This is a genomic window from Mesorhizobium sp. M7A.F.Ca.CA.001.10.2.1, assembly GCF_003998575.1.
Classification (GTDB): domain Bacteria; phylum Pseudomonadota; class Alphaproteobacteria; order Rhizobiales; family Rhizobiaceae; genus Mesorhizobium.
The window spans coordinates 1-2,678 of record NZ_RZQY01000753.1 but is presented as its reverse complement, the minus strand read 5'-3'; the positions used below and the strand labels follow the sequence as shown (position 1 = coordinate 2,678).

Genomic DNA, 2,678 nt, shown 5'->3' with positions numbered 1-2,678 from the left:
CACTGGCCGGCGCGCTGATCCTTTTGGCGCTCGACAATCCGTCGTTTCGCGCTCTGGTGCCGTGGCTGCTCCTGGCCGCGACAGCCCTGTTCGCAGCCGGCCCCTGGCTGAAACCAGTGCCGAAGCCCGGTCATGAAGCGGCGGTGGGCTCGCTCGCCGGCTCCCTGGCGCAGTTTCTCACCGCCATCTATGGCGGCTTCTTCGGCGCCGGCATGGGCGTGATGATGCTGGCGACGCTCGGCCTCACCCAGGCCGGCGACTATCACCGGCTGAACGCGCTGAAGAACATGCTGGCCATGGTCATCGCGGCGGTCGCTATCGTCGTCTTCGTCTCGGGCGGCGTCGTCGCCTGGCCGCAGGCGATCATCATGATCCCGGGCGGCGCGCTCGGCGGCTATGCCGGCGTCTGGATCGCCAAGCGCGTGCCACAAAACGCGGTGCGCGGCTTCGTCGTCGCTGTCGGTCTGTTTCTGGCTTTCTATTACTTTTGGAAAGGGTGAGCGGCGGCGCCCAACAAATCCGGACGCCGCTCTTTCGTCAGCTTCTCTGACTCCGCCCGACGCCATGCGGCGATCTTCTTGTGGTTGCCGGAAACCAGCACCTCGGGAATCTCACGGCCCTCGAACTCCTGCGGCCGCGTATAGTGCGGATGTTCGAGCAGGCCGTTTTCGAAACTCTCCTCCTCGCCCGACACCGCGTTGCCCATCACGCCGGGCAACAGCCGCACCACCGCATCGAGCAGCACGAGCGCTGCCGGCTCGCCACCGGAGAGGATGAAGTCACCGATAGAGACCTCCTCCAATCCCCGCGCGTCGATCACCCGCTGGTCGACGCCCTCGAAGCGGCCGCACAGGATGACGGCGCCTGGCCCAGCGGCCAGTTCGCGCACACGCGCCTGGGTCAGCGGCTTGCCGCGCGGGCTCATCAGCAGCCGTGGCCGCGCGTCGCCTTCCGGCGAAGCATGGTCGATGGCTTTCGCCAGCACGTCGGCGCGCATCACCATGCCGGCGCCGCCGCCGGCGGGCGTGTCGTCGACGGTGCGATGGCGGTCGGTGGCGAAGCCACGGATCTGGATCGCCTCCAGCGACCACGTCCCGGCCTCCAGCGCCCGGCCAGCCAACGACAGGCCGAGCGCGCCGGGAAACATTTCGGGGTAAAGCGTCAGCACGCAAGCGGAAAAACTCACCGGTTGCCCCCGGCATCGCTCGGTCCGCGCGGCCGGCCTTTCGGATCGAAGTCTTCCTCGCGCGGGCCATCGCCATCGCCATCCTCGTCGTCGACCAGCCCGGCTGCCGCCGGATCGACACGGACAAAACCCTCGGCGATCGACACTTGCGGCACGGCGGCCTGTGTGAACGGGATCAGCACGCCCTTGCGCCCGCCCAGCGTCACATCGAGAATGTCGCCGCCGCCGAAATTGTGCACCGCGACCACCTTGCCAAGCACGGCAGCCGTATCGTCGCGGACTTCGAGGCCGACAAGGTCGGCATGATAGAATTCATCTTCCTCGCCATCGTCCGGCAGCATCGAACGGTCGACGAACAGCTCCGTGCCGGCCAGCGCCTCGGCCGCGTTGCGGTCGGCGACACCTTTGAAGCGCACCACGACCACGGTGTTGGCAGGCCTGATGTCGATGATCTGGAAGGCGCGCCCGTCCCTGGCGTAGAGCGGCCCGTAATCGGCCAGCGCCAGCGGCTCACCGGTGAAGGTCTTCACCCGCAATTCGCCCTTGATGCCATGGGCGGCGCCGATCACGGCCATCTGGACAGGGTTCTGGGGCTTGCTCATGGCGCTTTTACCTTCGTCATCCACGGGCGGAGCAGGCGCGAAGCGACTGCGCAGACCCGAGGATCCATTCCGTTACGGCGACCAAAAAGCACGGCAGTTCAGAAAGGGTCACGAGTCTCGTTCCTGCCAACTCTCTATTTGCAAACACTTCGCGCGGTCTCCACCGCAAAGCTATCAGACTTGTAACGCAGCAACGCTCGCAGGTCACGGCATGGATCCTGGGGTCTCCGCGACGTCGCTTCGCTCCTGCTCCGCCCCAGGATGACGAAGGGGGCGGGCATTTCAGCCAATCACCAAGGTAGTCACCTGCCGCCAATCGATGGTCTCCTAACCTCAGCCGGCTGTCATTTCAATGACGGCTCTTCACCGCTTCCTAACCCGAATACCCGAAAATGCCGCCATGCAGGAATTCCTGATCCCGGCCAAACCCGATCTCCAGGCGGCACGCGAAAGCTGGCTGAAGATGCTGGCCCGAGAGCGCCGGCTGTCGCCCAAGACGGTGGAAGCCTATGAGCGCGACACGCGCCAGTTCCTGCATTTCCTCACCGGCCATTGTGGCGGCTCGCCCGGCATTTCGGACATCGCCGATCTGCGCCCGGCTGACCTGCGCGGCTTTCTCGCGGCGCGGCGCAATGCCGGTGCCGGTGCCCGCACGCTCGGCCGGGGTCTCGCCGGCATCCGCTCGCTGCTGCGTTTCCTCGAGCGGCGCGGCCTCGCCAATGCGGCCGGGGCGGCAGCACTGCGCGCGCCGCGCCAACCCAAATCGCTGCCCAAGCCGCTGACAGCGAGCGATGCCAAGCATGTTGTTTCCATTGAAGGCCAACTGGCGGAGGAACCCTGGATCGCAGCGCGCAACGCCGCCGTGCTGACACTGCTCTACGGCTCCGGCC

At 66.5% G+C, this 2,678-nt stretch carries 4 protein-coding genes; 2 read left to right on the top strand and 2 right to left on the bottom strand.

The genetic code is table 11. The annotated features are described in order from the left end of the window. Positions 1–500: sulfite exporter TauE/SafE family protein (locus EN964_RS31165; protein WP_164776127.1), on the top strand; the 500-nt coding region annotated here is incomplete at its 5' end. Here EN964_RS31165 and trmD read toward each other — a convergent pair. Beyond that, the gene (trmD, locus tag EN964_RS31160) at positions 482–1,186 is read right to left on the bottom strand and encodes a tRNA (guanosine(37)-N1)-methyltransferase TrmD (RefSeq protein ID WP_127267361.1); all 705 of its coding nucleotides are present in this window, start codon (positions 1,184–1,186) and stop codon (positions 482–484) included. The two genes, EN964_RS31165 and trmD, sit on opposite strands and share 19 nt — an antisense overlap. Then, a complete protein-coding gene (gene rimM, locus EN964_RS31155; protein ID WP_127267360.1) occupies positions 1,183–1,788 on the bottom strand; it encodes a ribosome maturation factor RimM in 606 nt (201 codons plus the stop codon). Before rimM ends, trmD begins: the two co-directional genes overlap by 4 nt. 400 nt (positions 1,789–2,188) lie before the next feature. Here rimM and EN964_RS31150 point away from each other — a divergent pair. After that, positions 2,189–2,678: site-specific integrase (locus tag EN964_RS31150; RefSeq protein ID WP_164776126.1), on the top strand; the 490-nt coding region annotated here is incomplete at its 3' end.

What these genes read in the sequence shown, in the direction of transcription:
- rimM (WP_127267360.1), bottom strand. Translation starts at nt 1,788, where the DNA reads ATGAGCAAGCCCCAGAACCCTGTCCAGATGGCCGTGATCGGCGCCGCC.